We start from the raw sequence: 23,726 nt of genomic DNA, 5'->3' as shown, positions 1-23,726 counted from the left end.
GAAAGACATCGTGATCAGAAACCGATCGCCGTATCTGCGCGTGCAAGCTGCTTCGTCGAGGCGCGGACAATGAGTTCAGCCGAAGCGAGTCTCCTTACCGGAGACAGGCTTGGCGTGCCGATCCGCTCAAGCAGGAGCGCCGCGGCGCTGGCCCCCATTTCGCGGTGTCCGATATGGATGGTGGTCAAGGGCGGATCGACCATGTCGACGAGCGGCATGTCGTTGTGACCGACAATGGAAATGTCCCCGGGGCAGGTCAGGCCGCGCCGCTTCACGTCGAGATAGGCGCCGAGCGCCAAGAGATCGTTGCCGGCGGCAATCGCCGTCAGGTGCGGATAGCGGTTGAGCAATAGCGCCGTCGCCGCCTCGCCGGCGTCGCGGCTATAGGCCGTGGCGGTGACGATCGGGCACGGATCGAGCCCTGCTGCCGTCATGGCGTTTTCGAACCCCTGCCGGCGCAGGGCGCCGGTCGATAGGCTTTGCGGACCGGCAAGATGGCCGATCCTGCGATGACCCAGCGACACCAGATGATCGACCGCCAGGGCCATACCGCCCATATCGTCGGTGACGACGGACGCGGTGCGCAAATCGTCTTCCCCGCGATTGACCAGAACCGTGGGCAGACCGGCGGCAAGGCAGATCGTAACGACGGGATCGTCGCGGCGGACCGTCGCCAAAACCAACCCGTCGACGCGCCGGGCCATGAGCTCCTCGACGATTCCGATCTGCGACGCCTCGTCCGCACCGCCCGTCACCAGCATCGAATAGCCTCGTTCGGCCAGGTACAGGCCGATGCCATCGAGAATGGGCGCGAACACCGGATTGCCGAGATCGGGAAGGAGAACGCCGACAAGGCTCGAGCGGCCCGTGCGCAGCGAAGCCGCGATCGTGTCGCGGCGGTAGCCTTGCCTCTGGGCTTCGTGGCGCACGCGTTCCACCACTTCCGGCGAAATCCGGTGGCTCTGCGCCGGATCGAGGGCGCGGGCTGCGGTCGAGCGGTGCACGCCGGCCGCGGTGGCGATGGACTGCAGCGTGGCGGCACGGCCAGTCGTGGGGTTGGAGGGAACGGTTGTCATCGCCCATGCACCTAGAGAATCGAGTTCGCGCCAAAAAAGCACGATAGACCCGTCTTGACAATGTGCGATCGATTGCACATAGTAATGCAATCGATCGCACAAAAAATGTGTGGGAGGAAATCCGTGAACGTCAAACCCGCTTCGCCATCCGGCGTCTCGCATATCATTGAGGACGAGAGCGCCGTCACCGCTGTGGTCCTGGATGCCATGAAACGGGCGCCGAACGCCCGTCTGCGCGAGATCGTGGCCTCCTTCGTGCGCCACATGCACGCTTTTGCCCGCGAAACGCGGCTCACCGAGGAGGAGTTCGAACTCGGCGTCGGCTTTCTCAATCGCATCGGCCAGGCGACCAATGACAGCCATAACGAGGGAATCCTGTTTTCGGATGTCCTGGGCTTCTCCACCCTCGTTTGCCTGCTCAATAACGGACAAAACGGTGCGACCGAGACGGCGGCCGCTCTGCTTGGGCCCTTCTGGCGCATGCATTCGCCGGAGACGCCGAACGGCGGTTCGATCATTCGATCGGAAACACCCGGCGATGCGCTGTTCGCCGAGTGCCACATCAGAGATCCGGAGGGGAAGCCGCTTGCGGACGTTGAGGTAGACGTCTGGCAGGCCTCGCCCGTCGGCCTGTACGAGAACCAGGATCCGGCCCAGGCCAACATGAATTTGCGCGGCAAGTTCAGGACGGATGCGGAGGGCCGCATTTCGTTCCGATCCGTCAAGCCGGCAGGTTATCCGGTGCCGACCGATGGGCCCGTCGGGGACCTGCTGCGCGCGCAACTGCGTCATCCCTACCGCCCGGCCCATTTGCATTTCCTTTGCTACAAGCCGGGCTTCAAGACGTTGATCACGCAAATCTTCGTCGACGATGACCAGCATCTAGAAAGCGACGTCGTCTTCGGCGTGACGCGCCATTTGATCGGCGATTTTCGGAAAGGCCAGGGCGTTGCCCCGGCAGCCGACGTCGCCGGCCCTTGGTTCCGGCTCACTTACGAATTCGTGATGGAAAAAGGCGAGGCGAAACTGCCCGTACCGCCGATCCGTTAGCGCCTTTCGCCGCGCGACGCGCCGCCTCTCACGTGAAGGGCTGAGTGGCTCGGCACGACAAAGCTTCTGTTTCAATTTTTCAACCGATGAGACCTCTCATGTCGACCCAAACGATATCCAATACATCATCCGCAGCGGCAGCATCGCAGCGCACCGCCTTTCCACGATCGCTGGCCGGCAAGGTCGCTCTCGTCGTCGGCGGCGCAGGCGCCATCGGCGCGGCCACCAGCCGACAGCTCGCCGCTGCCGGCGCAACCGTTGCCATCACCCATCTCGACACCGAACGAGACCGGGCCGCGGCCCAAGCGCTGATCGGCGAAGTGGGCGGTCCTCATTCGGCCCACGTTGCCGACGTTGCCGACACGGCTTCGCTGATCGCCCTGCGCGATATGCTGCAGGCGCGCTATGGCCGGCTCGACATTCTGGTCAATGCGGCAGGCTTCACCAAGCCCGTGCCGCATGCGGATCTCGATGCGCTCACGGATGAGCTCATCGACCGCATGATGCAGGTCAATTGGCGCGGACAATTCGCGGCCATCAGAACCTTCGCGACCATGCTGAAAGCATCCGGCGACGGGCTCGTGGTTTCGATCTCTTCGATCGCGGCATTCACGGGGGTCGGTTCGTCCATCGCCTATTGCGCGGCCAAAGCCGGGATCGATGTCATGACCAAGGCCCTGGCGCGTGTGCTTGCCCCCGAAGTACGGGTGCTCGCCGTCTCCCCCGGCGTGGTCGATACCGCTTTCGTGCCCGGCCGCGGCACCGACTTCAACGACAAGGTCAAGGCGTCGACCCCCTTGAAGCGCATCGGCGAAGCGGAAGACATTGCCGCCGCGATCACGGCCTGCGCCACGATGCTGACCTTTTCGACGGGACACATCATCCAAGTCGATGGCGGCCGCGCACTCTAAAGGATCTTCACCATGCGCGCTCCTCTGCCAAAAATCTTCATCACCTGCGCCATCACCGGCAATCTAACAAGGCCGGAACAGACGCCGCATCTGCCCATCACCCCCGAGCAGATTGCCGATTCCGCCTTGGGTGCGGCCGAGGCAGGCGCCGCGGTTGTCCACATCCATGTACGCGATCCCAGGACCGGCAGTCCGTCGATGGAACTTGCTCTCTATCAGGACGTTCTTGCGCGCATTCGCGCCAAGAATCCGGACCTCATCATCAATGTGACAACGGGTCCAGGCGGCCGTTTCGTGCCTTCGGCAGACGACCCGAGCGTTGCCGCACCCGGCACCACGCTGATGCAACCGGAGCGCCGCGTCGAACACATCGCGGCCCTCAAACCCGACATTTGCACGCTCGATCTCAACACGATGAATTCGGGCGGCGAAGTGGTCATCAACACGCCGGCCAATGTGCGGCGGATGGCCAAAGTGATTGCGGAGGCAGGCGTCAAGCCGGAGATCGAATTATTCGATTCGGGAGACATCGCCTTGCTGCAGGATCTTCTCAAGGACGGCACGTTGCGCGGACCGGCACTGACCTCTTTCGTGATGGGCGTGCGTTACGGCTTTCAACCGTCACCGGAAACGGTGCTCTATGCCCGCGGACTCTTGCCGCCGGACGCGACCTTCACCGCGATCGGCATCGGACGCCATTCCTTGCCGTCGGTCGCGCTCTCCTATTTGGCCGGTGGCCATGTTCGGGTTGGGTTGGAGGACGCTGTCTATCTCAGCCACGGCGAACTCGCGCCATCCAATGCCGCTCTCGTGACCAAGGCGCGCCGGATCGTTGAGGACCTCGGCGGCCAGATCGCGAATCCGCAAGAAGCGCGCGCCCTCATCGGCCTCTAAGACCGTAGCTGAATCGATATGAAGGAATGGGTTATGTCTCTCATGCACAATGATATGCCGGACTCCGTCAAGGCCCTGCGGCTTGCGCATAAAGCACCAAGCTACCAGGAAATCGAATTGCCGGTGGCAAAGAGCCCGCTGCGCGCGCTTGCATCCGACGAGGTTCTTGTCGAAATCCATGCGGCGGCGGTCAATCCTTCGGACGCCAAAGCGGCGACCGGGCTGATGCCCTACGCCGTCTTTCCCCGCACGCCCGGCCGCGATTATGCCGGTCGGGTCATCGCCGGAGTGCCGTCGCTCATCGGCAAGATGGTGTTCGGGTCTTCGGGCGATCTCGGCATACGCCGGGATGGCTCGCACGCCAGCCACATGATCGTCGAGGCCGATGCGGTGGTCGAGATCCCACCCGGCATCGATGTGAAAGAGGCGGCCGGGATTGGCGTGCCGTTCGTCACCGCATCCGAAGGTTTGCAACGCGCCGGGCTGCCGGTTCCCGGCGAGAACGTTCTTATTCTCGGGATCAACGGCAAGGTCGGCCAGGCCGCAGCGCAGATCGCGAGCTGGCGCGGCGCCAATGTGATGGGAGTCGTGCGCGGCGAGGCCCGTTATATCGGCCATGCGAATGGGCCGGTCGCCGTTCTCTCCGCCAGCACGGACGATGTACCGCACCGCGTGCGCGAGCTCACAGGAGGCAAGGGCGCCGACATCGTCTTCAATACCGTCGGCGATCCCTTCTACGACATCGGGCAGAAATCCATGGCGACCGGCGGCCGCGCTATCTTCATCTCCGCGGTCGAACGCTATGTCACGTTCGATCTCCTCGCCTTCTACAAGGGCCGGCACACTTATGTCGGCGTCGATACGATTTCGCTCAACTCGGTTGAGACGGGGGCCATCTTAAAGGGTCTTGCACCTGGCTTCGCGGACGGCTTTCTCAAGCCCTTCCCCATCGTGCGCAACGCGATCTATCCGCTCGAATGCGCCCACACCGCTTATCAGACCGTGATGGGCTCGTCGCGCGACCGCGTCGTGCTCGTACCGGGAGAGTGAGGCCATGCACGTCACACGTTTCTTCGCGGCACCACCCTATGACGCACCCGGGCATGAGCATATGCGCATGGTCCGTCTGCAGGGGCGCGAGGCCGGGCCGACGGACAGCCTTTGGATGGGTGTCTCGATCGTCGAACCAAACGGCGGCACCACGCTTGGTGCCTCGCATCTTGAAAAGATCTATGTCGTGCTCGACGGCGAAATAAGCATTTCGAACGGGCAAGAACAAATGACCCTCTCCCGCTGGGATTCGTGCCGGATCGCGCCCTTCGAAAGCCGTCAGCTGCGCAACATGTCGTCGCGGCCCGCCTGCGTCCTTCTCGCCATGCCGCTCCACGAGCCGCCAGCGGCTGCAACCGTTAAGCCTCCCTAAGAAGGCCTCGTCTCCCCCGTAAAACCGCAACCAAAATCATCGGCGGATGCATCTGATCCATCGCGTCGATGTCGCTCGTCCCGAGGAAACCCCTATGGCATCGCTCCAATCTTCACCACCAGGCCCCAAGCGCTGGTATCAAATCCTCTATGTGCAAGTCCTGATAGCAATCGCTCTCGCAATTGCTCTCGGGCATTTCTGGCCACCCATCGCCGTCGATATGAAACCGCTCGGCGACGTCTTCATCAAGCTCATCAAAATGGTGATCACGCTCGTGATTTTCTGCACCGTGGTGTCGGGAATCGCGGGCATGAACGACCTCAAAAAAGTCGGCCGCGTCGGCGGCAAGGCGCTTGTCTATTTTGAGGTGGTTTCAACGATCGCACTCGTCATCGGCCTGGTCGCCGCCAATGTGGTGCGGCCGGGCGCCGGATTCAACGCGAACCCCGCCACGCTCGATGTCGGTGCGGTCCAAGCCTACGCCGGCAAGGCCGGCGAACAATCGATCACCGAATTCTTGGTCAACATCGTGCCAAATACGGTGATCGATGCCTTTGCCAAGGGCGACATTCTGCCCGTCGTGCTGATTTCCGTGCTGTTCGGCTATGCCCTCTCGCATCTGGGCGAGCGCGGCAAGCCTGTGCGTGATGTCATCGATGCGGGATCGCGCCTGGTCTTCGGCGTGATCAACGCGATCATGCGTCTCGCGCCGATCGGTGCGTTTGGCGCCATGGCTTTCACCGTTGGCAAGTACGGCGTCGCTTCACTTGGGCCGCTGCTGACCCTGATCGGCACGTTCTATCTCGCGAGCTTCGTCTTCGTCATCGGCGTTCTTGGCCTCATTGCCTGGTGGGCCAAATTCAACATCTTCAAATTCTTGTACTACATCAAAGAGGAGATCCTTGTCGTCATCAGCACCTCGTCGTCGGATCCGGTATTGCCGAGCCTGATGGAGAAGTTGGAGCGTGCCGGCTGCGCGCGCTCTATCGTGGGCCTGGTCGTTCCGACGGGATATGTCTTCAACACCGATGGTACGGCAATCTACATGAGTCTTGCCGCACTTTTCGTTGCGCAGGCCACCAACACGAACCTGACATTTGCGCAAGAGCTCTCGATTCTTGCCGTCGCGATGTTCACGTCCAAGGGCGCTTCGGGCGTGACCGGCGCGTCCTTCATTGCGTTGGTGGGAACACTTGCTGTCGTTCCGACCATCCCGGTGGCCGGTATGGCTCTGATCCTCGGCATCGACCGCTTCATGAGCGAGGCGCGCGCGCTGGTGAACATGATCGGCAACGGCGTCGCAACCATCGTGATGGCGCGCTGGGAGGGGGATCTCGACCAAGATCGCCTTGAGGCTGCTCTCTCCGGCACCGCGATCTTTGCGACCGGCGACTTAGAGGATGCGGCTTATAGCGTCGCCATTCCCAACGAAACACCGACGATTTCCGCGCAAACCGTCGTGGGCAGCAAACCGTAAAACACCAGCGCGCATATCACCCAACACAGGCATCATAAACCAAGGAGCATACACGTGAAATATCAAGCAAAACTACGCGCCGGCCTGAAAGCTGGATTGGCCGCAACACTTTCTGTTGCCGCCATGAGTTCGGCAAGCTGGGCCGCGACGGCACCAGCGCCCAGCTATCATGTCGCCGCGACGACGAAGATCGGTGGTGAAGGCGGATGGGATTATCTTGCCTATGACACGAATACGCATCATCTGTTCGTGACGCGTGTCGGCGGGGTTCTTGTTGAGGATGTCGCGGCCCAAAAATCTGCGGGAACGATCCCGGCCATTGCAGGAACGCGCGTGCACGGCATCGCATTGGCCTCCGATCTCGGCATCGGCTTTACCGGCGATGGCAAGGACAACACGTCAACGGTCTTCTCGCTCAAGGACCTGAAAGTCCTTCGGCAGATCGATCTTGGTCATGCGCCCGATGCCGTGATCTACGACCCCCATTCGAAACGCGGCTTTGCTTTCGCTGGCGATGACAATCTTGCCGTTGCGTTCGATCCGCACTCGGGGAAGCGCCTTGGTGAGGTGGCGCTCGATGGTTCGCCCGAATATGCGGCGGCGGATGGCGCCGGCAACGTCTATGTGAATATTTCCGATAAGCAAAAGATCGCGCGGATCGATGCACAGACCCTGAAGGTGACCAGCGAATGGGCGATCGGCGGCGGCTGCGAAGACCCGACGCCGCTCGCGATCGATACCAAGCATCGGCACTTGTACGTCGGCTGCAGAAGCGGCGTTCTCGCTGTCCTCAGCGCCGATGACGGTTCGCTCCTTGCCAGCCTCCCGATCGGCAAGGGCACGGATGCAATCGTCTTCGATCCGTCCGCGGATCTCGCCTTCATCTCCTGCGGCGATGGCACGGTGTCGGTCGTGCGGCAAGACGCTGCCGGCAAATTCGAAATTGCCCAAGTGATCAAGACGGCACCCGGCGCGCGGACCCTGGCGCTCGACCCCTCGACCCACCGCCTGTATCTCCCGGTCTCCGATCAAGGGCCGATGTTGCCCAAGACAGAAGAACTTCCGAGCCGCCCGGCGATCGTGCCGGAAACGTTTCGGCTTCTGACAGTGGATCCGTGATGCGCGTAAGCTGATTATCATGGCGTTCGGGAGCATCTCGACGAGATGCTCCCGAACGTGTTTCGGCGCGATAGGGCGGGAGTCGGAGGGATGTTGTCGCGCGGCTTACTTCTCTTTTGTCATGAGCGCGAGCAGACCCTTGAGCAAAGCTGCCGGCGTCGGCGGACAGCCGGGAATATGGAGGTCGACCGGAATGACTGACGAAACACCGCCGCTGCAAGCATAGGAGCCGGCGAAGATGCCGCAGTCGTGCGCGCAATCGCCGGCCGCAATCACCCATTTCGGTGCCGGTGTGGCATCGTACGTGCGTTCGAGCGCCTCGCGCATATTGTGGGTCACGGGTCCCGTCACGAGCAAGACATCCGCGTGGCGTGGCGACGCGACGAATCTCAGTCCAAAGCGTTCAAGATCATAGAACGCATTGCCGAGAGCGTGGATTTCGAGTTCGCAACCGTTGCACGAACCTGCGTCGACCTCGCGGATGGAAAGACTACGCCCGAGGCGCACCTGGGCAGCGGCATTCAGCTCGGCGGCAAGTTCCGCAATATCCGCGTCCGGTTCCGGCGCGGGTTCGGTCAGAGGGGGGCTGAACAAGCTTTTGAAGAGGATCTTGCGCATCGCTTGGCCTAAAGATCATGCCCCGAGTAGGAACAGTTGAATGACTTGTTGCACAGGGGGAAATCGGCCACGATGTTTCCTTCGATCGCCGCCTCGAGCAGCGGCCACTGGAACCAGGACGGGTCGCGCAAATGACAGCGCTCTACGCGGCCTTCGGAATCGATCCGCACCCACGCCAAAATATCACCGCGAAATCCCTCCACGAGCGCGAGGCCCTCTCGCGTTTCGCCGGCGCTATTGATCTCGATCCGGGTCGTATTGTCTTCCGGCAAGCGGTCAAGGATCTGGGCGATGAGCGAGAGGCTTTGCTCGACTTCGCGAATACGAATCCATACGCGCGCATTGACATCGCCGTCGTGGCGAACCGGCACGTCAAAGTCGAGCATGTCATAAGGAGGATAGGCGAGCGTGCGCCGCGCATCGAAGGTGCGGCCCGAAGCGCGGCCGATGTAGCCGCCGGCGCCGTATTGGGCGGCAAGCGCCGGCCGGACAATGCCCGTGCCGACGGTTCGATCCTGCAGCGACGCCGTATTGTCGTAGAGCTCGATAAGCGTGGCGAAAGCCGGACGAATGGTCCGCAGCAGGTCCCTGATGTGCGTCACGTCCGGCCTGGACAAATCCACGCTCACGCCGCCGGGAACGACACGATCCATCATGAGACGGTGGCCGAAACAATCGGCTGCGGTGCGAAGAACACGTTCGCGCAGGACGCTCGTATGCGCATGCATCAGCGCGAATGCGGCATCGTTGCAGATCGCGCCGATATCGCCGAGATGATTGGCCAGCCTTTCGAGTTCGGCCATCAAGGCGCGCAAATAGGTGGCGCGCGGCGAAATCTCGAGGCCGCAAGCCGCCTCGACGGCGCGGGCGAAGGCGATTGCGTAAGCAACCGTGCTGTCGCCGGAGGCGCGGCCGGCGAGGCGGGCCGCCTTGTCGAGCGTGGCCCCGCACATGAGTGTTTCGATGCCCTTGTGGACATAGCCAAGCCGCTCTTCCAGCCGCACGACCGTTTCGCCGTTGGCCGTGAAGCGAAAGTGGCCCGGCTCGATAATGCCTGCATGGACCGGCCCGACCGGAATTTGGTGCAGACCTTCGCCTTCCGCGGTGAGAAAGCTGTAGGGGCGAGGCTCCGGCGCGGCCGCCGTGTGAGATCCGAGCGGATGACGGACGGGCCATCGGCCATGATCCAGCCACGGCCGCGTGTCTGGCAACCCTTGCGCGGTCAGGCCGCAAAGATCTTGCAGCGCGCGCTCCAGTCGCAATGCTGGCGGATGATCAAGTCCGACGGATGGAAAAACCCCTTCGGGGCAAGCCAGGCCGAGGACAGCTATGTCGCGTGCGGCTTCGTCAAGAATCGCCATGTATACCGTAGTCCGGTCGCCCCACAGCGCAAGCAGCGTCCAAGACCCGGCTACCATCTGCTCGACGGCCGAGCGCCAGACATCTTGCGTAACGGCGACGCGCCGCCAGGGGCGAAAGCTGTCGATCACTTGCCCCGACGTGACGATTTCTGCGAATGTCGGCATGTCTGCGTCCTTCATCCGAGAAGCCGTGCGACGTGCTGGAACCATGCGACCAGCGGCGGCGGCAGATAGATCCCCGCTCCAAGCACCAGTCCAAGATGCACGACCATGGGCAGATAGGACGCTTGCACGGGCGCCGCGCTGCCGACGGGTTTGCCGAAGGCAAGCCCATGCAGCCGCAGGAGCAGGGCGCCGAACGCGATCAAGAGGCCGATGACGAGCGGAATCGTCAGCAAGGGCAGACGGGCGAAGGTCGAGCTGATCGCCAGAAACTCGCTCATAAAAATGCCGAAGGGCGGCATGCCGGCGATTGCGACGACGCCGAGCACCAGGCTCCAGCCGAGAAACGGATGCGTTTCGGTCAGGCCGCGAATCTCGCTGATCTTCTGCGTCCCCTTGGCCTGAGCCACATGTCCCACGGCAAAAAAGATCGCAGATTTTGTCAGGCTGTGCATGGTCATATGCAACAGTCCGGCGAAATTTGCCAACGGGCCGCCCATGCCGAACGCGAAGGCGATGATACCCATATGTTCGATCGAGGAATAGGCAAACATCCGTTTAATGTCGCGCCGGCGATAGAGCATGAAACCGGCGAAGAGGACCGAGATCAGGCCCATTGTTGCCATCAACGTCCCGGGCGGGATGGCGAGAGCGTTCACTGCCAGCAGGAGTTTGAAGCGTAAGACCGCGTACAGCGCCACATTGAGCAGGAGGCCGGAGAGCACGGCCGAAATCGGTGTCGGGCCTTCGGCATGGGCGTCCGGCAGCCAGGCATGGAGCGGCGCCAGACCGACTTTCGTGCCGTAGCCGAGGAGCAGGAAGACGAAGGCGATGTTCAGCAGCGCCGGATCAAAAGCCGATGCGTGCGCGATCAATACGGTCCATATCATTCCCTCCTGTCCTTCGCCCACGACCGGCCGCGCCGCCATATAGATGAGGATCGTTCCGAACAGGGCGAGCGCGATGCCGACGCTTCCGAGAATGAAGTATTTCCACGCCGCCTCGATGGCCGCGTCGGTGCGGTAGAGTCCCACCATCAGGACGGTGGTGAGTGTCGCCAATTCGATCGCCACCCACATCAAGCCGATATTGTTGGCGATGAGCGCCAGGTTCATGGCGAACAGCAGCACCTGGTACATGGCGTGATACGTGCGCAGGTGGGAGGGGGTCAGTCGCCCGGTTTCCAATTCGTGCGCGATGTAACTTGCGCTGAACGCACTTGTGGTGAAGCCGACGAAAGAATTGAGGACCACGAAGACGATGTTGAGATCGTCGATCACGATGTAAGGGCTCGGGTCCGGCTTTGCGACAAAGAGCGATACGGCGGCAACAAGTGTTAGGAATGCCGCGATCACGTTGAGGCGCGCCGACAATCGGTAATCCGGGAGAAGCGCTAGAATGACGGCCGCTGCCGCAGGGATCGCCAAGATCAGGGTAACATTATCGACGGGTGCCGCATTCATTGCTGATCTCCCCGGAAACGGTCGAGGGCGTGGACATCGACGGTGTCGAAACGTTCTCGGATGCGAAACAGGAAAATGCCGATGACGATCAAGGCGACGAGAACCGAGAAGGCGACGCTGATCTCGACGACAAGCGGCATGCCCCGCGCGCCCGTCGCCGCCAAGATCAATCCGTTCTCCACCGACATGAAGCCGATGACCTGACTGACGGCGTTACGGCGTGTCACCATCATCAGGAGGCCGAGCAAGAGAACGGCGAGCGCAAAGGCGAGATCCTCGCGCGCCAAGGCGTCGGCGTCGGCCGTCACCCGCAACATGACCACCATGGACAAAGCGACGAGGCCGATCCCCGCGAGCATGGTTGGGCCGATGCTGATCACGGTCTCGACTTCGCGATGAATGCCGAGGCGCGCCACGATCCGGTGCAGCGCGACGGGAATGATGATCGCCTTGATGATGAGCGCGATAGCCGCGGTCACGTAGAGGTGCGGCGCGTCTTGGACATAGGCTTGCCAGGCGACCGAGAGCGCCAAACCCACGGCGTGCAGGGCAAAGACATTGAGGAGCGCATAGAGACGATCCTGATAGAGCATCATGAAGCTGATCAGAACCAGTCCGCCGGCCAGAAGATGCGCGACATCGAACGCGAGACGGGTCATCCTAGAGGCTCCGCGAGACGAAGAGGAGGAGAGTGCCAAGCAGGCCGAGCATGAGCGCCACGCCCAGGAAATCGGGAACGCGAAACACGCGCATTTTCGCAACACTTGTTTCGAAGAAGGCGAGCAGAAACCCGCCGAGCGCCAACTTGCACAGATAGGCTACGATGCCTTTGCCATATGCCGCCACGCCCGCTCCGGCGGACGCGAGGCCCCAAGGCAAAAACAGGCAGGCGATCAGCGATATGTAGAGCAGAAGCTTCAGATACGCTGCGAGCTCAATGACGGCCAAGTGGCGGCCTGAATATTCGAGCACCATGGCCTCGTGCACCATAGTCAGTTCAAGATGCGTTGCCGGATTGTCCACCGGAATACGGGCGTTCTCCGCGAGCGCGATGATGACGAGCCCGATCAAAGCAAGGCCAAGCGACACGCGTAAGCCCACGGCCGCCGACAGCATGTGATTGGCGATTGTCGAGAGCTGGGTCGAGTTGGCGACGAGCGCGAGCGTGAACACGATCATGATCATCGCGGGTTCGGCGAGCGTGGCGATCATCACTTCGCGGCTCGCGCCGATCCCACCGAAGCTCGTGCCGACATCCATTCCGGCGAGGGCAAGGAAAAAGCGGGCGCTTCCCAGCAGGGCAATGATGGCGATCAAGTCGGCCGACCAACTGATCTGGAGGCCTATGGCGAAAGTCGGCACCAGCGCGGCCGCAACCCAGGTCGCCGCAAAGATCATGTAGGGTATGACACGAAAGAGCCAGGACGCATTCTGCGCGAGCACGACCTCCTTGCGCATGAGCCGCAGCAGGTCGCGATACGGCTGCAACAGCGGTGGTCCTTGTCGTCGCACGAGCCGCGCCTTCACCTTGCGCACAAAGCCGGTGAGCAGTGGCGCCAGAGCCAAGACGAGAAACATCTGGATGCCTTGAATGGCAAGGTCGAGAATCAGGCCCATGACGCGAGCACCAGAAGAAGAAACACGAGTGCCGCGAAGACGAGGCTGAGGTAGCGGCGGATCGTCAGAAACTGCAATTGATTGAGATGATCGGCCGCATATCCGACGGCTTTGGCGATCGGCGAATAGATGAGATCCCATGCGAGATCGCGCAACGTCACGTCAAACCGTGCGGGGCGGATGCTGCCGGGAGCTGGCATGTCGACCCGCTCGCGCGCTTGAAACACGAAGGTGCCGAACACGCGGCGCAGCGGTTGGGCAAAGCTGCTGGGCGTATATTGTGTCGCGGGGTTCGTGTCCGGAAATCCGCAATCCCAGGCGGGGGCGCGCCGCAAAGCGCGGGACGCAAAGCGATGAATCACGAAGGCGACGAGCGATCCGGACACGGCGATCATGGCGAGCACGAGCAAGCCGTTGTAGGAACTGTGGCTCTCGGCGATCGGCACGATCGAGAGCCACGGTACGCTGAGTTGCGCCGGCATGCGCGCGCCGGTTAAGCCCTGCACCACGGGGCCGAGCGCATCGATCACGCCGCCCGGCAGAACGCCGGCCAGCACGCACAAGGCCGCAAGGCTCAGCATGGCGGCAATAGATAGCCGATCGACCTCGTTGGCGGTCTCGGCTTTTAGGGTGCGCGGACGCCCCAGGAACGTGATGCCAAAGGCGCGCACGAAACATGCCGCGGCCAATGCCGCCGCCAACGCGAGCAGGGCGCCGACGGCAGGGATCAGAAGCTTCAGCCCCCATTGCGGCAGGGCCGGGCTGAGAAGAATGGATTGCAGAACGAGCCATTCGGATGCAAAGCCGTTGAGCGGCGGCAAGGCCGAAATGGCGGCGCAGGCAACCAGAAAGGCGAAGCTGGTGTAGGGCATGCGATGAATGAGGCCGCCCAAGCGCTCAATCCCTCGTTCGCCCGTCGACGACAAAACCGCGCCGGCCCCGAAGAACAACAGGCTTTTGAACAATGAGTGATTGACGACGTGAAAGAGCGCGGCCGTCAGGGCGAGCGCCGCAGCACCGGTCAGGCCATCGGTTCTGAACGCGAGCGCCAATCCAAGACCGATGACGATGAGGCCGATGTTCTCGATGGTGCTGTAGGCCAGCATCCGCTTGAGATCATTCTGCATCACCGCGTAGAGGATTCCCAGAGCCGCCGTGCCGGCTCCAACGATGAGAATGACGATGCTCCACCAAGCGGGGACGGGCCCGACGAGATCGAAAATGATCCTCACCATGGCGTAGACCGCGACCTTGGTCATGACGCCGCTCATCAGGGCTGAAACATGGCTCGGCGCGGCGGGGTGGGCGAGGGGGAGCCAGACGTGCAACGGCACTAGGCCCGCCTTCGACCCTGCACCGAACAGAACGAGAAACAGCACCAGGCCTGCAAATATCGGCGTCGGTGGATGCGACCGGATGGCATCAAAAGCGTAGCCACCTTCAGGCCCTGCCAGCAAACCGAATGCAAGCAACAGGCACATCGTCCCGAAGCTTGCCATGACGATATAGATGAACCCGGCGCGGGCGTTGTTCGGGTCGCGATGGTGGGCCATCACCAGCGCCCAGGACGCGAGCGACATGAACTCCCACGACACGAGAAAGCTGAAGGCGTCGTCAGCCAGGAGCACAAGGTTCATGCCGGCAAGAAATGCGGGAAAAAATGGCAGTACGCGCTGCGGTTCTTGCTCGTGTCGCCCGTAGCCGATGCCATAAAGGCTCGCGGCGGCCCCGGCGAAATTGATGACGCAGAGGAAGAAGGCCGACAGCGCATCGATCTTGAAATGTGCGCCAATCCACGGCAGGCCGAGCGGCAGTTCGACAGTAGAAGGTGTCGCTGCCGCCAAAAGCTGAGCGAGCGCCGAAACCGTTGCAATGACGGCGACAATCAGTGTCGCGGTATAAATGTGCCTGGAACTGTTCGGGCTGCGGCCAAAGATAAGGCCGAGGCCCCCGAGCCCGAACAGAACCGCGACACACCAAAGCCCGACGCTCGCCCCCATCCCCGATGTCCTTATGCTGCGCGTGCCTTTGCCGATTGGGGTGAATTGCCCGACGTGTTGTCGAACGTCGTCACTGGCTCTTTGAGCCGCACGCCGCGGCCGCCCCCTTGGCTTGCCCCCCCTTCGCCGATGAGTTCGATGCCGGCCTCATCGAGCGCACCCACCAGTTTCATCAGCGAATCGACGTTTCCGCGGATCACGCCCTCGCTGGCTTCCATGCGCTGAATGGTCGGCACCGACAGATTCGAGCGTGCGGCGAGTTCGCGTTGGTCCATGCCGAGAAGCGCGCGGGACGCCCGTAATTGTGCCGCCGTAATCATGGCCATCCCCTCAATTGTTAGGCTCTAAGCTTTGATAATGATTCGTATACCTGCTAAAATCTAATTTCAAGAATGATTTATGATGTTTTATACATCATGCAAGGCGATGAGCCTGAGTTCATTCGTCGCGAAAGAGTACCGGCTCCGGCCTTCGATCGGGATTACGCGCGGCAAAAGCAAAATCGCGCTTGCCGCGACCTCGCGCGCCGCCTAAATTTGAAAAATGTGAGCAAAATCCTGCTTTTGGAGCAGGAACATGCCTCGATTCCCATGGGACGACGTTCGATCCGTTGGGATCGGGGTTTGGGTTCGCGCCTGCCCGGTCTCGCGGTGTGGCCAGGAGGGGCGCTCGTATCATCTTATGGCGGATCGTCCCATGGCATGCGCCAGTTGCGGTCTAGAGCTGGCATCAGACTTCGCGTTCTGCCCGCGCTGCGGGCGTCCGCAACCGACGCCCTGCGCGAGTTGCGGTTTTGTCTGCGAGCCTGGATTCGCTTTTTGCCCGCGCTGCGGCACGGCGCGGGGGCCGCGTGTGACCGGCGTGCCGACCGACAACGTTGCTCATGCCTCCCCGCCCTCGATATCCGCACCGGCGGTACCAGCCCGGACGCGTGACGATCCAGAGGCTGACCGACGGCAGGTGACGGTGCTCTTCGCCGATGTCTCCAGCTTCACCGCTCTTGCGGAACGGCTCGATCCCGAGGAAGTGCGGGCCTTCCAGAATGCCCTGTTCGAAACCTTGGCGGATGTGGTCGCGCGCTATCAAGGTTTCGTGGAGAAGTTCGTCGGCGATGCGGTGCTGGCCGTGTTCGGCGCCCCCGTGGCCCATGAGGACGATCCGGAACGGGCTCTCAATGCCGCGCTCGACATGACCGACAGGGCGGCCGAACTCAACAAGCGCTGGGCAGGGCGCCTCGGCCAGCAGGTAAGCCTCCATATCGGTGTTCATACGGGCCTCGTCGTTGCCGGCCATCTCGGCCAAGCCGCCGGTGCCGCCTATGCGGTAACCGGCGACACCGTCAATACGACGGCGCGGCTGCTGGCGGCTGCGTCGGGAACGATTCTGGTCTCCGACGCCACACACGCCCTAACCCTGCACCGTTTCAGTTTTGAGCCCGCGCAGGAACTGACGTTGCGCGGCAAGGCGACGCCGGTCGCGGCGTATCGGCTGACCGGACTCCTGGCGGCACCGGCTTCGGGACGCGGGCTCGCGACACATGGGCTGGAAAGCCGGATGGTCGGACGCGACGATGAACTGGCGCGGCTCGTCACAGCCTTCGAGCGGGCGCAAGGCGGGCAAGCCCAGATCGTCAATCTTGTCGGTGAGGCCGGTTCCGGCAAATCGCGGCTCACCAATGAATTTCTCGCTTTGCTGGAAGCGCAAGGACGACTTGCAGGTGGCGCCGTTCGCCGCACCACATGTTCGTCACTCGGTGAACCTGCCTACGGCGTTTTCGGCGCCCTGTTCCGCGAAGCCTATCGGATGCATCGGGACGATACGCTTGAAACGGCAAGCCAAAAGCTGGCCGCGGGGCTCGTTGCGCTCGGCGCCCAATCCGAAATGGCGGATGCTGTCGCGCCGGTCCTGAGTCATCTGCTTGGCGTCGAGGGCGCGCAATCCGAGGAACTCGCGCCGGAACAAGTGAAACGTCAGATTGCACTCGCGGCGCGCATGCTGATCGAACGACGCCTCGATCAGGGGCATCTTCTCATCATTGTCGAAGATCTCCACTGGGCCGATACGGCCTCCGTGGATCTGCTGCGTGATGTCGCCGATCACCTCGCCGACCGGCGCCTGATGGTCGTGCTGTCCCAGCGCCCCGGCGGATCCCCTCTTCGTCTCACCCATGCCACGCAGTCGACCCTTCACCTCTCCCCGCTGTCACCGGACGATACGCGCGCCTTCGTCGGCGCTCTCTTCGGCGAAGCCGATGGCGATGCCCTTGAAGAAATACGAACCTTCGTGGCCCGGCGGGCAGGCGGCAATCCCCTCTTTGTGGAAGAGATCGTGCGAAGCCTTGTGGCGAGGGGCGTGCTCAAGCGCGACGGCGGTCGCTGGATCCGCGCCGCCTCGCTTGACACCGAGGATGTGCCGCCAACCTTGCACGGCCTGTTGCTGTCGCGCGTCGACAAGCTGGCCGCTGGCGAGCGGCGCGTGCTGCATGATGCGGCCGTGCTTGGCATCGCGTTCGAGCAGCCCCTTCTTGTCGCTATGGCCGCCGAACCGGCTGCGGTCGAAGCCACGCTTCAATGCCTGACCGACGCGGATTTTGTTTGCCGGATCGGCGACGGGGGCGGCAGCTATCGTTTCACCCATGCCCTTATCCATGAGGCCGTCTATCAGAATCTGCTTCTCGCCCGCAGGACCGAATTGCATGAACGGGCGGGCGGCGCGCTCGAACGCGCCGTGGGCGCTCAGCCCGAGCGGTTGAGCGATCTCGAAGCGCTAGGGCACCATTGGAGCTTAAGCTTCGATAAGGCCAAGGGCGCCCGCTATCTCATGGCCGCCGGCGATCGGGCCCGCGCCGTCTATGCCAATGACGATGCGATCCGGCACTATGAACGGGCCTTGCGCACGCTGGCGGATTGCCGGGACTGCCAGAGCGACGTCCAGGCCACGCGAGAGCGGCTGGCGGATTTGTTGGCGCTGACCGAGCGGCGAACGGAGGCCGCGGTTCACTATGAGGCGGTGCGGCAGTCGTTTGAGGCAGAGGCCGACCAGGCGGGCGAGGCGCGGCTCCAGCGCAAGATCGGCGGCCTGCATTGGGAAGCGGGAGATCGCGAAAGGGCGAGGACCTGTTTCACGCAAGGCCTCGCTCTGCTTGGCGATGGGGGGTATTCGCCCGAGCGCGCGCAGCTGTTTCAGGAGATCGGCCGTCTCGCCTTTCGGGCCGGCGACAATGACGGCGCGATCGCCTGGGCGGAGCGGGCACTCGCCGAAACGGATCGCGATGGCGGCGGCGAACCTGAACCGGAACGCGTTCGCGAACTCGCGGCCATACGTGCGCACGCCTACAACACGATGGGCGTCGCGCTGGCGCGCACCGGCCAGCCGGCGGCTGCGGTCGAGCAGATCGAGCAGAGCGTCCGGCTTGCCGAGGATCATCATCTGCTGCAGGCGGCCTGCCGGGGCTACACCAATCTCGGCGTGCTTTACAGTTCTCTCAATCCGGAGCAGAGCGTCGCGACTTGCTTGCGTGGGCTGGAGACCGCCAAGAAAGTGGGAGATCTGGGCTTCCAGTCCCGGATCTATGCCAATCTCGCCGTCGCCTATTGCGCCCTGACAGACCATTGCGAGGCTGAGGGCGTCAAGGCGGCGCAAATGGCTGTGAGCCTCGATCGTCGGTTGGGCTTGCTCGATCACCTGGCCGCGCCGCTGATCATTCTAGGTCAGATCTATCAATGCCGTGGCGAGCGTGCCCTCGCATTCGCGTCATATGAGGAGGCGCTGCACCTCGCCGAGCAGACGGGGGAGCCGCAATTCCTCTTTCCGTGCTATGATGGTCTGGGCACTCTCCATTTGGACGCTGGGAACCAAGACGAAGCAGCGCTATACTTGGCGAAGTCGGAAGAGGTCTGCCTGCGGGCCGGCCTCGAGCCGGACGCATTGATGGTTTTGCCGTTTCTCTGTTAGCTCGATTCCTGATCGTCGCATCGTTTCTGCCGAACGCCAGCATCCCATTTCCGACACGATGTTTTTTTGGTTACGATGAAGGGAGTTTCGCATGACCATGACGCCAATGCAGGTACCGATTGCTCTGGGCGAACGCGCACCCGATTTCTCGTTGCCTACCCTCGACGGGGCGGGCAGTGTGTCGCTCTCTGACTATCGCGGAAAGAGTTCTCTTTTCCTCGCCCTGTTCGTCGGGCTCTGGTGTCCCTTCTGCCGCAGGGCGATCGCGCAGATGGGGGCCGCCGGGCCCCAGTTGCAGGCAATGGGGGTCGAGACGCTCGGCATCGTCGCCACCGAACTCGAAAACGCACGCCTCTATTTCAAGTTTCGCCCGAGCCGCTTGCGCATCGCAACCGATCCCGAGCTTTTCACGCATCGGGCCTACGGTGTCCCCAGGCCGGTGCCGACACAGGATCTGATAGCGGCGTTGGCGGAAATACGCGTCAATCCGACCGGCGACCTGCCCGAACCCCTGCCGGTCTCGCAAGCTGCGGCGGCGCAGGCCAAGCTTGACGGTTATATCGAGAACCAGACCGATCACGCCGACATGGAGCGGCAATGGCCTCAGCTCAAAGGGCAGTTTCTGATCGACCGTGACGGGCTCGTGCGCTGGACCCACATAGAATGCAGTGAGGGGTTGGAGGGGATTGGGAAATTCCCGTCCACGCAGGAGATCGTCGACGCCGTCAAGGCGTCGATCGGACGTCAGGAAGGCCGACTGCACTGATCGAAGAGTCTCGTGACGCATCAGGGCAATCGTATTTGGATCTGTTGGCGGCTCCGGTTCGAAATTTGACAAATTTGGAAAAGAACATATAGTGAACATTTGTCACGGAATTACAAATGTCAGCAACACGGGACCGATCGCGCGAGAACGATGGGTGAGCGCTCAAAAATTTTTTGAGAACAAACTAGTAGGGTTAATATACATTATTATTCAATATGTTACGTGGAGATGTGGGGCGGAATCGAGCGTTTCGAGGCGGCTCGGGCAGCCGGCAATCGGAAAGATGAGGAAGGGGCGGTGGCGTTTGAACGAGCGCGACGACCCGCGGGCCGTTCCTATTCCAATGGCGATGTTTCGGAAGATGGGGCCGGAGCCCGCATCAAACCGGCGAGATGTTCTTCGGCCAGACCCAGCCGGCGTACCTGATCGCGCATCACCACGAGGGCGACCGACGGCAATTCGGCGATGAGATTGAGGAAGATGTCCTTGGCGATCTTCAGCGCCACGACTTCGGTCGTCGCCACGATGGTGGCGGAGCGGGGCGCTCCGCTGATCACGCCCATTTCGCCGATGATGGAATGACGCTCGGTGGTCGAAAGATGGAAGCTCTCGCCGGCAAAGTCCTTGAAGGCATCGACGGTGCCCGAGAGGATGACGTAGGCCGCATCGGCAACATCGCCCTGTCGGAATAAAACCTGGTTCTGTTCGAACGAGATGCGTTCGCTGGTGAAGGCAATGAGTTTCAGGCGCGGCGTGTCCAGAACGGCAAACATAGGGATGTCGCGCAAGGCTTGGATCTCGGGCAGTTCCTCGGTCCATGTCTCGGGCGGCAGCGCCACGGGAGCAAGTGGGGCAGATGGCATGGCCACCGATTCGATGCGGTTGCCGCGCGTCGTCACCACGATGTCAAACGAGTCGCGCTGGGTGGTATCGCGCATGGCGACGATGAGGGTTTGGCCCGCCATATGCCGGCGCGCGACATCCAGGATGACGCTTCGCTGGCTCTCCGCAAACATCAGATCGAGCTGATCGAGAATGAGAATCTTCGGACGCTTGATGAGACAGCGGGCAAGAGCAAGGGCGCATTTGTGTGTCTGCGGCAGCAGGCGCCCCTTTGGTCCCGCCTCTTGATCGAGGCCGAGTCGATAGACGGTCGGTTCGAGGCCGCACGCCTGCACAACCTTGCGCAAGGCGATCATGACCCGTTCGTCAGCCCCCGCTGTCGAATGATCGATACGGCCGAATAAGAGGTTATCGCGCAGGGGCGCGGCAGCGCACAGCCGGTCGGGGGCATAAAAGTCCAGGGCCTGGGCGAACCGGGCAGGATCGAGTGCCATGATCCGTCTGCGGATTCGCACGATCTCCTGGCTGAGGGCCTCGGTGAGCAGCCCGAGCCGATGGCGCGTCTCCGTATATTGAAGCGCCAGCATCAGCAGGGATTGGCGTTCCGGATGCGCGAGCGCGCCAATGCCGCGCGTGCCGGCACGGGAGGCGATTTCGGCAAAGCGCGGCAGGTCGCTGGAAGCGATGAAGGAGAAGCGCTCGAACACGGCATGATCGCCGGAGATCTGTGAGAAGATTTCCACCATGGTCGCCGCCACTTTCACGCCCAGGGTGACAAGGCTGTCGTCGAGTCCCCCGTCCCTGAGCAGCGCAGCAATTTGCTGGTCCTCGACCAGCGTACCGATGGCACTTTCGTGGGCGGGAACGCCGAAGAACAGATTTTCGCCGATCGTGGCATAGCGGTTGAAGCGCGTTGGATCGAACGGCTCGATCAAGTCCGCGAGATGGGTGTCCTTGAGTTCCTGGACGAGCTGCCGACGGCAGATAATGATGCGTTGCGCTAGCTCCGGATCGGGCTCCGTCGTCAATTTGCGCGCGAGCGCGAAACCGTAGATGGCATCGGCCAGGCCGACCTCCTGCAGCAGGGCGACGATCATGCGGTCGAGCTCTTGGGGACTGGCCGCCCCAGCCCGTTGAAGATCGATCGAATCGGCTGCCGTGTCCGCGTCCGCTCCAGGCTTTTGCCGCATCACCTTCGGATCGTTGGAGTCGAGCAGATCTTGCGTGATGGGCGAGCTATGTAGACTGTAGACGATGTTCTCTCGCAAAGACCCCCCGAAGATGGTGCAGTCGGGACTGAGGTATCCGACATTCTCCCCGATCCAGCGTGGCGAAAAAGCCGCGATATCCTGCCCGGCAAGGCGTATCTTGCCGCCGAATTCCGTCAAGCGGCGTGCAAGAACCTGGACGAGCGTGATGAAGCCGTCGCCGCGCGAGCCGGTCAGCAGGATATGCGAACCCACAGGCAGGGTCAGATTGGCGTTGTCGAGCAGGACGTCGCCGCTCGGTGCACGCACGCGCAAAGCTTCGATGGCGATGGTGCTGCCGGCCGCCAGTTCGGGCGTCTCGACGGCAAGCTCGGGCAGCTCGGCCAGGGAGAATTGTTCCACGATCTGTTCATACTTGACCTGCACGTCCTGGCGTTGCTGGTCCCAGTCGATCAGCTCCTTGATCGGGGGCGGCAGATCGCGATAGGCGGCGATTACCGCCACGAGTTGGCCAATGTCGAGCGAGCCGCGAAGCGCGAAATATCCGCCGAGGGAGTAGAACAGGAATGGCGTTACCTGCGCCAGCACGGAGTTGATGAACTTCACCATGAACTTCCGGCCATAAAGGTCATATCGGATCCAGAAGAGTTCATCGAGAAGCTTGATAATCTTCTGCCGTTCGTAGGCGGCCGTGCCGTGATTACTGACCTCGGCGATGCCGTCGACGATATCGCCGACATGGCCGGCTAGGGAGCGCGAACGCGCTTGGCGCTGGCGGCCAAGCCTCAATTGCTCCCGCCGGAGGCGCGGGATGACTGCACATTGCACCAGCACTATTGCTGCGGCGAGGGCCCCGAGCATCGGGCTCTGCAGCAGGATGAAGCCGAGGGCGGTGAGCGCCTGGCTGCCCAGGAAGGCAGGTGCGATATAGGCGTCGCCGACAAAGCCGCCGATGGGCTCGACCTCGTCGCGGATGATGGTGGCGACTTCAGCCGAGCGGACATTGCGGATCGACTCGGGCTTGAAGCGCAGCAGCAGGTTGAACAGGTCGAGCCGAAGGCGGCGCAAGAGGTGCTCGCCGAGCTTGCCCTTCTGCATGTTGATCACATAGCGAAAGGCGCCGTTGACCAGCACCAGCAGCATGAAGACCAAGCTCAGCACCATGAGATACGCAATGCGGGAGAACATCACGCCGGGATAACTCAAGGCCCCGCCGCCCATGAAGGCCGGCAGCGTCAGGCTGAAGGCGAAGAGCGGGGCCTCGGCGACGCCGTGCTGGAAGGCACGTCCCTGAATGGCATCGTTGACGATGCTGCGCGGCAGGTCGAGCGACAGGAAGTAGAGTGGAAGGGAGAACAGCACGACGGCCAGAATAATGACCTGCTGCCGACGGCTGTTCAGCCAAATATAGGAAAAGAGAGGTGGAAGCCCTTTACCCGCCGTTGCTGGCCCGAGAGGCTCCCGTGTCGGCATGCTGAACGAAATATTTGCCGTGGATCCTTGCTTCACTGGGCACCTCGTACCAACAGCGCACACAACTTGATGAGGGCATTCTTCAATCGTCGTTCGAAGATGTAATAATAAATGACCGGATAATTATACCAACTCCAGCGGCCATGCCTGTTGGCTCACGATCCAGCCATTTCGCCTGCTGGATGCCCGCCCTCGGCGCTAGAGAGCATACACGGCTGCGTCGCGAAAACACGCTATCCCTTTTGCCGATCTGGATTCAGCGCCGGTTGGGTGGAATCAAGCCGATCCTGTTCATACGACGATGGATCGTC

General features: G+C 62.1%; 18 protein-coding genes. 9 read left to right on the top strand and 9 right to left on the bottom strand.

From position 1 onward, the window contains the following. Nucleotides 1–14: 14 nt before the first annotated feature. Nucleotides 15–1,076 (bottom strand): LacI family DNA-binding transcriptional regulator, encoded by a 1,062-nt coding sequence (locus V9T28_RS16720; protein ID WP_116400167.1) that lies wholly within the window; start codon nt 1,074–1,076, stop codon nt 15–17. Between the two features lie 105 nt (nt 1,077–1,181). Between V9T28_RS16720 and V9T28_RS16715 the strand changes: the two genes are divergently transcribed. From V9T28_RS16715 to V9T28_RS16685, 7 genes are all read left to right on the top strand, one after another. Next, nucleotides 1,182–2,126, top strand: a complete 945-nt coding sequence (locus V9T28_RS16715) for a dioxygenase family protein (protein ID WP_116400324.1) — start codon at nt 1,182–1,184, stop codon at nt 2,124–2,126. 98 nt (nt 2,127–2,224) lie between these two features. After that, nucleotides 2,225–3,037 carry an SDR family NAD(P)-dependent oxidoreductase gene (locus tag V9T28_RS16710; RefSeq protein WP_116400166.1) on the top strand — a complete coding sequence of 271 codons (813 nt, stop codon included), beginning with the start codon at nt 2,225–2,227 and terminating at the stop codon, nt 3,035–3,037. Between the two features lie 12 nt (nt 3,038–3,049). Next, entirely contained in the window at nt 3,050–3,931 is an 882-nt protein-coding gene (locus V9T28_RS16705; RefSeq protein ID WP_116400165.1) for a 3-keto-5-aminohexanoate cleavage protein, read from the top strand. Between the two features lie 42 nt (nt 3,932–3,973). Further along, entirely contained in the window at nt 3,974–4,981 is a 1,008-nt protein-coding gene (locus V9T28_RS16700; RefSeq protein ID WP_116400323.1) for a quinone oxidoreductase family protein, read from the top strand. Nucleotides 4,982–4,985: 4 nt separating this feature from the next. Continuing rightward, nucleotides 4,986–5,354, top strand: coding sequence for a cupin domain-containing protein (locus V9T28_RS16695; protein WP_116400164.1), 369 nt, complete (start codon nt 4,986–4,988; stop codon nt 5,352–5,354). Between the two features lie 94 nt (nt 5,355–5,448). Continuing rightward, nucleotides 5,449–6,831 carry a dicarboxylate/amino acid:cation symporter gene (locus V9T28_RS16690; RefSeq protein ID WP_116400163.1) on the top strand — a complete coding sequence of 461 codons (1,383 nt, stop codon included), beginning with the start codon at nt 5,449–5,451 and terminating at the stop codon, nt 6,829–6,831. Between the two features lie 54 nt (nt 6,832–6,885). Beyond that, nucleotides 6,886–7,950: a YncE family protein gene (locus V9T28_RS16685; protein WP_147306415.1), complete on the top strand. Its 1,065-nt coding sequence runs from the start codon at nt 6,886–6,888 to the stop codon at nt 7,948–7,950. Nucleotides 7,951–8,055: 105 nt separating this feature from the next. On the opposite strand, the gene V9T28_RS16680 is transcribed toward V9T28_RS16685, so the two are convergent. Genes V9T28_RS16680 through V9T28_RS16650 form a run of 7 tightly spaced genes read right to left on the bottom strand, consistent with a single transcriptional unit; the run spans nt 8,056 to nt 15,491 of the window. Beyond that, nucleotides 8,056–8,568, bottom strand: a complete 513-nt coding sequence (locus V9T28_RS16680) for an NADH-quinone oxidoreductase subunit B family protein (RefSeq protein WP_116400161.1) — start codon at nt 8,566–8,568, stop codon at nt 8,056–8,058. A gap of 8 nt (nt 8,569–8,576) precedes the next feature. After that, nucleotides 8,577–10,094, bottom strand: coding sequence for a hydrogenase large subunit (locus tag V9T28_RS16675; RefSeq protein ID WP_116400322.1), 1,518 nt, complete (start codon nt 10,092–10,094; stop codon nt 8,577–8,579). A gap of 11 nt (nt 10,095–10,105) precedes the next feature. After that, the gene (locus V9T28_RS16670) at nt 10,106–11,554 is read right to left on the bottom strand and encodes a hydrogenase 4 subunit F (RefSeq protein WP_116400160.1); all 1,449 of its coding nucleotides are present in this window, start codon (nt 11,552–11,554) and stop codon (nt 10,106–10,108) included. Beyond that, nucleotides 11,551–12,213: a hydrogenase-4 component E gene (locus V9T28_RS16665; RefSeq protein ID WP_116400159.1), complete on the bottom strand. Its 663-nt coding sequence runs from the start codon at nt 12,211–12,213 to the stop codon at nt 11,551–11,553. Before V9T28_RS16665 ends, V9T28_RS16670 begins: the two co-directional genes overlap by 4 nt. A gap of 1 nt (nt 12,214) precedes the next feature. Then, nucleotides 12,215–13,171 carry a respiratory chain complex I subunit 1 family protein gene (locus tag V9T28_RS16660; protein ID WP_116400158.1) on the bottom strand — a complete coding sequence of 319 codons (957 nt, stop codon included), beginning with the start codon at nt 13,169–13,171 and terminating at the stop codon, nt 12,215–12,217. Beyond that, nucleotides 13,162–15,171 (bottom strand): hydrogenase 4 subunit B, encoded by a 2,010-nt coding sequence (gene hyfB / locus V9T28_RS16655; protein WP_116400157.1) that lies wholly within the window; start codon nt 15,169–15,171, stop codon nt 13,162–13,164. Before hyfB ends, V9T28_RS16660 begins: the two co-directional genes overlap by 10 nt. 11 nt (nt 15,172–15,182) lie before the next feature. Then, nucleotides 15,183–15,491 carry a helix-turn-helix domain-containing protein gene (locus V9T28_RS16650; RefSeq protein ID WP_116400321.1) on the bottom strand — a complete coding sequence of 103 codons (309 nt, stop codon included), beginning with the start codon at nt 15,489–15,491 and terminating at the stop codon, nt 15,183–15,185. A 361-nt stretch (nt 15,492–15,852) separates the two neighbouring features. Here V9T28_RS16650 and V9T28_RS16645 point away from each other — a divergent pair, with 361 nt between their 5' ends. Continuing rightward, entirely contained in the window at nt 15,853–19,125 is a 3,273-nt protein-coding gene (locus V9T28_RS16645) for an adenylate/guanylate cyclase domain-containing protein (RefSeq protein WP_339071778.1), read from the top strand. 91 nt (nt 19,126–19,216) lie between these two features. After that, nucleotides 19,217–19,891 carry a redoxin domain-containing protein gene (locus tag V9T28_RS16640; RefSeq protein WP_116400155.1) on the top strand — a complete coding sequence of 225 codons (675 nt, stop codon included), beginning with the start codon at nt 19,217–19,219 and terminating at the stop codon, nt 19,889–19,891. A 335-nt stretch (nt 19,892–20,226) separates the two neighbouring features. Here the strand turns inward: V9T28_RS16640 and V9T28_RS16635 are convergent, their stop codons facing one another. Further along, nucleotides 20,227–23,451 (bottom strand): cyclic nucleotide-binding domain-containing protein, encoded by a 3,225-nt coding sequence (locus tag V9T28_RS16635; protein WP_147306414.1) that lies wholly within the window; start codon nt 23,449–23,451, stop codon nt 20,227–20,229. Between the last annotated feature and the right edge of the window lie 275 nt (nt 23,452–23,726).

The sequence above is a fragment of the Methylovirgula sp. 4M-Z18 genome, from assembly GCF_037890675.1.
In the GTDB taxonomy this organism is placed as follows: Bacteria; Pseudomonadota; Alphaproteobacteria; order Rhizobiales; family Beijerinckiaceae; genus 4M-Z18.
Note: the sequence above shows the minus strand (reverse complement) of the source record. Positions and strands in the feature narration are given on the sequence as shown.

Bases quoted from the DNA above. Each gene is read 5' to 3' on its own strand.
- V9T28_RS16720 (WP_116400167.1), bottom strand. From the start codon at position 1,076: ATGACAACCGTTCCCTCCAACCCCACGACTGGCCGTGCCGCCACGCTG.
- V9T28_RS16715 (WP_116400324.1), top strand. From the start codon at position 1,182: ATGTGTGGGAGGAAATCCGTGAACGTCAAACCCGCTTCGCCATCCGGC.
- V9T28_RS16710 (WP_116400166.1), top strand. From the start codon at position 2,225: ATGTCGACCCAAACGATATCCAATACATCATCCGCAGCGGCAGCATCG.
- V9T28_RS16705 (WP_116400165.1), top strand. From the start codon at position 3,050: ATGCGCGCTCCTCTGCCAAAAATCTTCATCACCTGCGCCATCACCGGC.
- V9T28_RS16700 (WP_116400323.1), top strand. From the start codon at position 3,974: ATGCACAATGATATGCCGGACTCCGTCAAGGCCCTGCGGCTTGCGCAT.
- V9T28_RS16695 (WP_116400164.1), top strand. From the start codon at position 4,986: ATGCACGTCACACGTTTCTTCGCGGCACCACCCTATGACGCACCCGGG.
- V9T28_RS16690 (WP_116400163.1), top strand. From the start codon at position 5,449: ATGGCATCGCTCCAATCTTCACCACCAGGCCCCAAGCGCTGGTATCAA.
- V9T28_RS16680 (WP_116400161.1), bottom strand. From the start codon at position 8,568: ATGCGCAAGATCCTCTTCAAAAGCTTGTTCAGCCCCCCTCTGACCGAA.
- V9T28_RS16675 (WP_116400322.1), bottom strand. From the start codon at position 10,094: ATGCCGACATTCGCAGAAATCGTCACGTCGGGGCAAGTGATCGACAGC.
- V9T28_RS16670 (WP_116400160.1), bottom strand. From the start codon at position 11,554: ATGAATGCGGCACCCGTCGATAATGTTACCCTGATCTTGGCGATCCCT.
- V9T28_RS16665 (WP_116400159.1), bottom strand. From the start codon at position 12,213: ATGACCCGTCTCGCGTTCGATGTCGCGCATCTTCTGGCCGGCGGACTG.
- V9T28_RS16660 (WP_116400158.1), bottom strand. From the start codon at position 13,171: ATGGGCCTGATTCTCGACCTTGCCATTCAAGGCATCCAGATGTTTCTC.
- hyfB (WP_116400157.1), bottom strand. From the start codon at position 15,171: ATGGGGGCGAGCGTCGGGCTTTGGTGTGTCGCGGTTCTGTTCGGGCTC.
- V9T28_RS16650 (WP_116400321.1), bottom strand. From the start codon at position 15,491: ATGATTACGGCGGCACAATTACGGGCGTCCCGCGCGCTTCTCGGCATG.
- V9T28_RS16645 (WP_339071778.1), top strand. From the start codon at position 15,853: ATGGCGGATCGTCCCATGGCATGCGCCAGTTGCGGTCTAGAGCTGGCA.
- V9T28_RS16640 (WP_116400155.1), top strand. From the start codon at position 19,217: ATGACCATGACGCCAATGCAGGTACCGATTGCTCTGGGCGAACGCGCA.